Origin of the sequence: Vibrio sp. La 4.2.2 (assembly GCF_027586995.1) — a bacterium.
In the GTDB taxonomy this organism is placed as follows: Bacteria; Pseudomonadota; Gammaproteobacteria; order Enterobacterales; family Vibrionaceae; genus Vibrio; species Vibrio mediterranei.
Genome location: NZ_JAPPTJ010000021.1, coordinates 33,468 through 41,217, shown reverse-complemented (window position 1 = coordinate 41,217; position 7,750 = coordinate 33,468). Strand labels below are relative to the sequence as shown.

Sequence of the window (7,750 nt, the reverse complement as noted above, 5' to 3'; positions counted from 1 at the left end):
CAAAAAGGAGTCCTCGGACTCCTTTTTTAATATCTCAAGCAACTATTATGCTTGCTCACCTTTCACATCAAACTCAATCTTCTCCGCCCCAGTAAACACTTGAAAACGTAGCCCCTTAGCTCGAGCAATGGTGGTAATACCAAATTGTTTAGCAAGGTCTAAGCCCATTTGAGTAACGCCAGAGCGAGATAACAGGACTGGAATACCCATCTGTGCCACTTTGATAACCATCTCTGAGGTCAAACGTCCTGTGGTGTAAAAAATCTTATCCTCACCGGTTTCTTGGTTTATCCACATTTCTCCGGCAAGTGTGTCTACGGCATTGTGTCGACCAACATCTTCCACGAATGACAGTACCTTATCTTGTTGGCAAATAGCACACCCGTGAACGGCCCCCGCTTTTTTGTAGGTGTCGTTGTAGTGCGTTAGTGCTTCTAAAGTCGCATAGATTTGAGACTGTTTTAGAGGCGTTTGCGGAACTTGATAACCTTCGAGCTGTTTCATCACATTGCCGTACATTGTGCCTTGACCACAACCTGAAGTGACGGTTTTTTTCTTCAACGCTTCGTCGAGGAAATCGGTATTTTCTTTGGTAATGACGGCAGCAGAGTGAGTTTCCCAGTCGATTATCAATGATTCAATGGCATCAGGGTCAGACAAGAAACCTTGGTTTTTCAGATACCCCAGAACTAATGAGTCTGGTCTTGAGCCAAGAGTCATAAGAGTGACGATCTCTTTCCAGTTCAGCATAACGGTAAGAGGTCGTTCACAGGCAATCTGTTTGGTTAGCTTTTCTCCATATTCGTCATAGACATCGACTTCAATGGTCTGTAGGGGATTTTCGCTTGTTCTAATAATGTTGGGTTTAACCACGCGTTTATCCTTTTTGTTGGTCGCTAGCATGAGGCTATTGGCTTGATTATTGCTAAGATTGATTAAGTAAGCAAATACCAAACGCTAAAATTAGGGACATGAAATGCATCCAGAATCACCTGAATCCATTCCTAACCAAGATTCTTTGGTAGACGGTCTGATTGTCGAGAAAAACGAGCATCAATGGCCGCTACAAATCGATCTTTCCATCGTTGAAAAACAAGTGGGTCGCTGGACGACAACACAGCGAGAACTCGATGGATTTAAATTAGAAGTTACAGATATCAGCAAGCCTCATGCCACTTTGGAGCTTTATCGCGACGAGCGTACTGATTACCGATTTAACTTGAGCTCGCAAAATCCAATGTTGTTCGTTGTTTTAGATTCACATGAGGAAACCAGTTTAACGCCAATTATGGTTACGGCTTCACAGGCAGTTGCTGGCTCATTTATGGACGGTGATTATCTTGTGTTGTCAAAACCAATACCATTACCCATTCAAGCTTGGATGGAAGCTTTCATAGGTCGTCATGGAGAGTTATTGGAAGTAAGACGTAAAAAGCGTAAAGGAGCGGGGCGTTCAAGTGGCCAGTAGTTTTCTATCACGTTGGTCGCAGCGCAAGCTCGACGAGAATAAAGACGAATTAGAGCTCGACGCATTGCCAGAAAGCAATGAAGCTGATGCGGTCGCTGAGGGTAACGCAGAGTCAGAAGTTGAGCGAGAGCAAGCAGAGCATGAAGAGTGTAGTTCGGAAGGTGAAAAGTCGCTCGATTCTGAGGTTCCTGAGAAACCCGAAGAGCTTTCAGTCTCTCAATTACTGGCTAATCCAGAGGTAGATAAAGCTGTCAAAAAGGCAGCACTGCGTAAGATGTTCATGAGTCCTGAATATAATGTTGTAGATGGACTCAACGATTATGACCATGATTATTCAGCGGTAAAACCGTTGGCGTCTGATGTGGCTGAAACATTGCGTGGCTGGATAAAAAATGTGGCGGATGAGACAGAGCCTGAAGAACCAGTTGCTTCAGCTCAACCTGAACAAGACCACAAAGACATCGAAACTCTACACACAGAAACTGAAGGGCAGGATGATATAGAGAAGTCTGAGGCGGATGCAGATTATTTCGACAACCAAGGTTTTGATGACCACGAACCAAATGACAAGACTTCGTAATCAATTGATTATGAGACAAAATTTACCACACAAAATATAGGTACATTTTGTCTCATAATATTTTCTCACCAAATGAGACATTTTGTCTCACGCGACATTTCTCCCTAATTTTCCCAATGGTATTTAAGCTAATTTACTAATAAATCAGTAAATTTGGCTTTTGTACGAGTTGGAACAGATATTGCTAACAGTGATATATGGTTCATATAAAACCAATAGCTATGGAGCGTCAAGACTCCTGCACTGGAAGCAAGCAATGATAAAACAACTATTACAACAATCGACGACTCAAAATGGGCGCGCCAGAAGTTTCGCGTTTGAAAATACCGTTGAATTGTCGAATCTCATACCACCCACTGTGAGTTATGAAAGTCACGGTGATACATTAATCGTTGGCCCTACTGCCATCATAACAAGTACCGCTGAGCAGCTGTCTACTATGCATTCAGTCACTTTGTTATCGACAGATGGAGAACCATCGGACAACGGTAATCTCTATTACGCCGATAGTATCGAAATTTCCGGGTTTCTCGGAACCTTCAGTGTCCACATTCAAAATAATCAATCAGCGGTTAATCTTGCTGAAGTCTCCATTGGCCGTGATGTGTTTGATGTGGTTCTGGACTTATCTCTAAATGGCTGTATGTCGGAAGAAGTGCCTGTCCCGGGTTATTATCCAGTGGGGCGCGGGTATCCTAAACTTGCTGATGCTCTGGAGGAAATACCAGGGCTAATGGGTACGTTCGATAAGCCAAAGTTCTTTCGACTTAATACGGATTTGTGCGCGCATAGCTCTCGAGGCGTTAAAGGCTGCGAGCGTTGCGTGGATGCATGTCCAGCAGGTGCATTAAGTAGTGAAGGTAATGATAAGATCGGCCATAAGATCGAAATTAACCCTTACCTATGCCAAGGCGTTGGAACTTGTGCAACCGCTTGTCCAACCGAAGCCATTCACTATGCGCTGCCAACCCCTCAGGAGACGCAGAAGTTTATCGAACGAACTCTCGCTAACTACCATAGTCAAGGTGGTGAAAAAGCGATTGTCCTTATCTGCAGCTCTCGCCACGAATCATACAACGTTATGGCCTTGAATGTCCTTCCTGACAATGTAATTCCCGTTGTTGTCGAAGAATTACCTTCTGTGGGTATAGATACTTGGTTTGCAGCCTTGGTAAATGGTGCAACACAAGTGCTGTTTGCTGCTAGCAAGCATATGCCGGAAACGATTCAAACGGTGTTAAATCGCGAAGTGGGTATGGCTCAGCAACTGCTTGATAGTTTGGGTTTGGCCCGTGAAACCATTGACATTCTTTATCTTGAGTCTTTAAGAGAAGGGCTTCCGACTCTTACTGAAGAAGACCTTGGTCTTAGACTCGGTGATATTCAAGGTGATAAAAGGGCGCGTTTGTACCACGCTCTTGATGCCTTAGTAGAACAGCGCCAAGTTGAACAGAGCATCTTGCCACTACCAACGACCGCACCATACGGCACTGTAGAGTGTGCCACGGACAAATGTACGTTATGTATGGCCTGTGTGGCAGTGTGTCCAACCAAAGCATTACACAACGATGGTGATCGACCAGCCTTAGACTTTATAGAACAAGATTGTATTCAGTGTGGCATGTGTGAAAAAGCCTGTCCTGAATCTGCTTTGTCGTTAACCCAACGTATCAATTGGGACAGTGAATCCCGCCGCTCAGCTGTGGCGCTTCATGAAGAAAAAGCGGCCGAATGCCTGCGCTGCGGTAAACCATTTGCTCCTCAATCCATGATAACAATGCTACAAGATAAGTTACGCGGTCACTCACATTTTGATAATGAAGAGTCACTAAGACGTATCGCTATGTGTGAAGACTGTCGAGTGGTGGATGTGTTTGAAAGCATGGCAGAAAACCCATCTGAGCAACTGAAATACTAGGAAGAAATGTCAATGGATAACGAATACAACGAGCTTAGAAGTGACATTTATTTGCTTATCTCAACGCTTTGTCGTGGAGCACCAGAACGTGAAACGATCGATTTTCTATCGTCCTTAGAGATCGAAGTTGGGATCAATCAAATGACGGCGGCTTGGGAACTGCTTTCTAAAGCTGCTCAAAAAGCTGAAGTCAGTGCTTTAGAAGATGAATATCAAGATTTGTTTATAGGAGTAGGAAGAGGTGAAGTTGTCCCTTTCGCTTCTTGGCACCTGACAGGTTCTTTGATGGAGAAGCCTTTAGCACTAATTAGACACGACCTAAATCAACTGGGTTTGGAGCGAGATGAATCCGTCAAAGAGCCGGAAGATCATATCTCAGCAATCAGTGAAGTGATGGCGTATTTGATCAGTCAAAACCAAGAAGAGCAAGCGAAGGCGTTTTTCAATAAACACCTTTCTCCTTGGTATCAAGATTTGTGTAGACAGATTGATTGCGCAAAAAGTGCGCAGTTTTACCGAGCTGTTTCTACACTTATGGAAGCGTTTTTCGATGTGGAGCAGGTGAAATATGCTGAAAGCATAAGCTCTACGCAGACGAAAATGAAGATAGACGTTAAGAACATAACCACGAAGTAATGTCCGCGAACTAGAGATGCCATCTCACGGATAGGCATCCACTCAGGGAGCAATATATGAGCAAAGCAAAACAAAACGGCGAACAGCCACAACTTAATGAAGGTCGCAGAAATCTCTTAAAGGGGTTAACGACAGCGGCTGTAGCCGGAGCCGTAATTTCTGGCACTGCGAAAGCAGCAACAAATACTGAACTTGTTGATGTTAAGCAGGATGACCAAGACAAAAGTGGTTATCGTGAAACGCAACACGTCAAAGACTATTACGACACACTCTAGGAGCATCTCATGAAATTGACCAAACGCTCCGAGAGCGTCAGCAAAAATGAAAACAAGTTAGGTCTAAGCCGCCGAGCCTTCATGCGTAATTCATCCATTGCCGCTGGTGGTTTAGCGGCAGGTGCCTATACGTTTGCACCAGGAATGATTAAAAAAGCCGAAGCGAAAGAAGTGCCAATCGATGCGAAAACAGAAGTAAAACGTACTATCTGTTCTCACTGCTCGGTAGGTTGCGGTGTATACGCAGAAGTTCAAAATGGCGTTTGGACCGGCCAAGAACCCGCTTTTGATCACCCTTTTAACGCCGGCGGTCACTGTGCGAAAGGCGCTGCTTTGCGCGAGCACGGACATGGCGAACGTCGTCTAAAATACCCGATGGTATTGGAAGGTGGTAAGTGGAAAAAGCTCTCTTGGGACGAAGCTATCGAACAGATTGGTAACAAGGTCCTTGAAATCCGCAAAGAGTCGGGCCCTGATTCGGTTTATTGGTTGGGCAGTGCTAAGCACAACAATGAACAAGCCTATATGTTCAGAAAGATGGCATCGCTTTGGGGTACGAATAACGTCGACCACCAAGCCCGTATTTGTCACTCTACAACCGTATCAGGTGTTGCAAACACTTGGGGTTACGGTGCGATGACGAACTCTTTCAATGACATGCATAACTGTAAATCCATGCTGTTCATTGGTTCTAACCCAGCAGAAGCGCACCCTGTTGCAATGCAGCACATTCTGATCGCTAAAGAAAAGAATGGATGTAAGATTGTTGTTGCGGACCCTCGTCGAACCCGCACAGCTGCAAAATCTGATCATTTTTGCTCACTGCGTCCGGGTACTGACGTAGCGTTCATCTGGGGTATTTTGTGGCATGTCTTTGAGAACAACTGGGAAGACAAAGAGTTTATTCGCCAACGTGTATTCGGTATGGACGAAATCCGTACGGAAGTCGCGAAATGGAATCCGAAAGAAGTCGAGCGTGTAACAGGTGTGAGTGAAGCAGATGTCTACAAAGCTGCGAAGATCCTGTCTGAAAACCGTCCAGGAAGCATCATTTGGTGTATGGGTGGTACTCAACATACGACGGGTAACAACAATACTCGTGCTTACTGTGTTCTGGAGTTAGCGTTAGGTAATATTGGCCGTTCTGGCGGTGGTGCAAATATCTTCCGTGGTCACGATAACGTTCAAGGTGCAACAGACCTTGGTGTGCTATCTCATACGCTACCAGGCTATTACGGTCTAGCAGACGGCTCATGGAAGCACTGGGCTAAAGTATGGGACGTTGACTACGAATGGATCAAAGAACGTTTTGACCAAAACGAGTATCGCGGCAAGAAACCGATGAACAACATGGGTATTCCTGTTTCTCGTTGGGTTGATGGTGTTCTTGAAAATAAAGATAACATCGAGCAAAACGATAATATTCGCGCAATGTTCTACTGGGGTCATGCGGTTAACTCGCAAACTCGTGGTGTTGAGATGCAAAAAGCAATGCAAAAACTCGACATGATGGTTATTGTTGACCCATATCCAACACATGCTGCGGTTATGAACAACCGTACTGATGGTGTGTATCTTCTGCCAGCAACGACTCAGTTTGAAACTCACGGCTCAGTAACAGCTTCAAACCGTTCACTTCAGTGGCGTGACCAAGTCATTGAACCTTTGTTCGACTCAAAACCTGACCACGAGATCATGTACCTTCTGACTAAGAAGCTTGGTTTTGAACAGCAGTTATTCAAGAACATTAAAGTCGAAAATAACCAGCCAAACATTGAAGACATTACTCGTGAATTCAATAAAGGCATGTGGACCATTGGCTATACCGGTCAAAGCCCAGAGCGTTTGAAACTGCATCAACAAAACTGGCATACGTTCCACAAAACTTCACTGGAAGCTGAGGGCGGTCCTATCAATGGTGAAACCTACGGTCTTCCATGGCCATGTTGGGGTACACCTGAGATGAAACACCCAGGTACTCATATTCTTTATGATACCTCGAAACCTGTGGCGCAAGGTGGTGGTAACTTCCGTGCTCGCTTTGGTGTGGAATTCGAAGGTAAGAGCTTGCTTGCGGAAGACAGCTATTCGCTAGGCTGTGAACTTGAAGATGGCTATCCAGAGTTCAGCGACAAGCTCATTAAACAATTGGGTTGGTGGGGCGATCTAACACCAGAAGAGCAAGCCGCTGCAGAAGGCAAGAACTGGAAGACCGACCTATCAGGTGGTATCCAGCGCGTCGCGATTAAGCATGGTTGCATGCCATTTGGTAATGCTAAAGCTCGTACAATTGTCTGGACGTTCCCTGACCGTGTTCCTTTACACCGTGAGCCGCTTTATACGCCAAGACGTGATCTTGTTGTTGACTACCCAACATGGGATGACAGCGAATCAATTTACCGTCTACCAACCATGTATAAGTCGATTCAGGATCAGGACAAATCGGAAGAGTATCCAATCGTACTGACTTCTGGGCGCCTGGTTGAATACGAAGGTGGTGGTGAAGAAACACGTTCAAACCCTTGGCTAGCTGAACTACAACGTGAAATGTTTGTTGAAGTTAACCCTAAAGATGCCAATGACATCGGTTTTAAAGATGGTGACATGGTATGGGTTGAAGGTGCAGAGAAAGGACGAATCAAAGTCAAGGCGATGGTGACACCTCGTGTGAAACCAGGCTTGGCGTTTATTCCTTTCCACTTCGGCGGTAAGTTCCAAGGTGAAGATCTTCGTTCTAAATACCCAGAAGGTTGTGACCCTTACGTCATAGGTGAAGCAGCGAATACTGCAACAACCTATGGTTATGATCCGGTGACTCAGATGCAAGAAACTAAAGTCACTCTCTGTAACATCACGAAAGCGTAAGGAGTCAT

The 7,750-nt window shown here is 45.1% G+C and carries 7 protein-coding genes; 6 read left to right on the top strand and 1 reads right to left on the bottom strand.

Translation table 11 applies throughout. The features are described 5' to 3' along the window. Positions 1-45 precede the first annotated feature (45 nt). On the bottom strand, positions 46-873 hold the full coding sequence (locus tag OH456_RS25515; protein ID WP_038223221.1) for a formate dehydrogenase accessory sulfurtransferase FdhD: 828 nt from the start codon (positions 871-873) through the stop codon (positions 46-48). Between the two features lie 103 nt (positions 874-976). Here OH456_RS25515 and OH456_RS25510 point away from each other — a divergent pair, with 103 nt between their 5' ends. The 6 genes from OH456_RS25510 (at position 977) to OH456_RS25485 (ending at position 7,742) form a co-directional block, all read left to right on the top strand. After that, positions 977-1,468: a DUF3305 domain-containing protein gene (locus OH456_RS25510; protein WP_006075141.1), complete on the top strand. Its 492-nt coding sequence runs from the start codon at positions 977-979 to the stop codon at positions 1,466-1,468. Beyond that, on the top strand, positions 1,458-2,048 hold the full coding sequence (locus tag OH456_RS25505) for a DUF3306 domain-containing protein (protein ID WP_270034451.1): 591 nt from the start codon (positions 1,458-1,460) through the stop codon (positions 2,046-2,048). Before OH456_RS25510 ends, OH456_RS25505 begins: the two co-directional genes overlap by 11 nt. Before the next feature lie 256 nt (positions 2,049-2,304). Next, the gene (locus OH456_RS25500; protein WP_270034450.1) at positions 2,305-3,966 is read left to right on the top strand and encodes a 4Fe-4S dicluster domain-containing protein; all 1,662 of its coding nucleotides are present in this window, start codon (positions 2,305-2,307) and stop codon (positions 3,964-3,966) included. A gap of 12 nt (positions 3,967-3,978) precedes the next feature. Continuing rightward, complete coding sequence (locus tag OH456_RS25495) at positions 3,979-4,602, top strand: TorD/DmsD family molecular chaperone (RefSeq protein ID WP_006075144.1); 624 nt, start codon at positions 3,979-3,981, stop codon at positions 4,600-4,602. Between the two features lie 56 nt (positions 4,603-4,658). After that, positions 4,659-4,877 carry a transcriptional initiation protein Tat gene (locus tag OH456_RS25490; RefSeq protein WP_006075145.1) on the top strand — a complete coding sequence of 73 codons (219 nt, stop codon included), beginning with the start codon at positions 4,659-4,661 and terminating at the stop codon, positions 4,875-4,877. Positions 4,878-4,886: 9 nt separating this feature from the next. After that, complete coding sequence (locus OH456_RS25485; protein ID WP_270034449.1) at positions 4,887-7,742, top strand: formate dehydrogenase subunit alpha; 2,856 nt, start codon at positions 4,887-4,889, stop codon at positions 7,740-7,742. Positions 7,743-7,750: the final 8 nt, after the last annotated feature.

Bases quoted from the DNA above. Each gene is read 5' to 3' on its own strand.
- OH456_RS25510 (WP_006075141.1), top strand. From the start codon at position 977: ATGCATCCAGAATCACCTGAATCCATTCCTAACCAAGATTCTTTGGTA.
- OH456_RS25500 (WP_270034450.1), top strand. From the start codon at position 2,305: ATGATAAAACAACTATTACAACAATCGACGACTCAAAATGGGCGCGCC.
- OH456_RS25495 (WP_006075144.1), top strand. From the start codon at position 3,979: ATGGATAACGAATACAACGAGCTTAGAAGTGACATTTATTTGCTTATC.
- OH456_RS25490 (WP_006075145.1), top strand. From the start codon at position 4,659: ATGAGCAAAGCAAAACAAAACGGCGAACAGCCACAACTTAATGAAGGT.
- OH456_RS25485 (WP_270034449.1), top strand. From the start codon at position 4,887: ATGAAATTGACCAAACGCTCCGAGAGCGTCAGCAAAAATGAAAACAAG.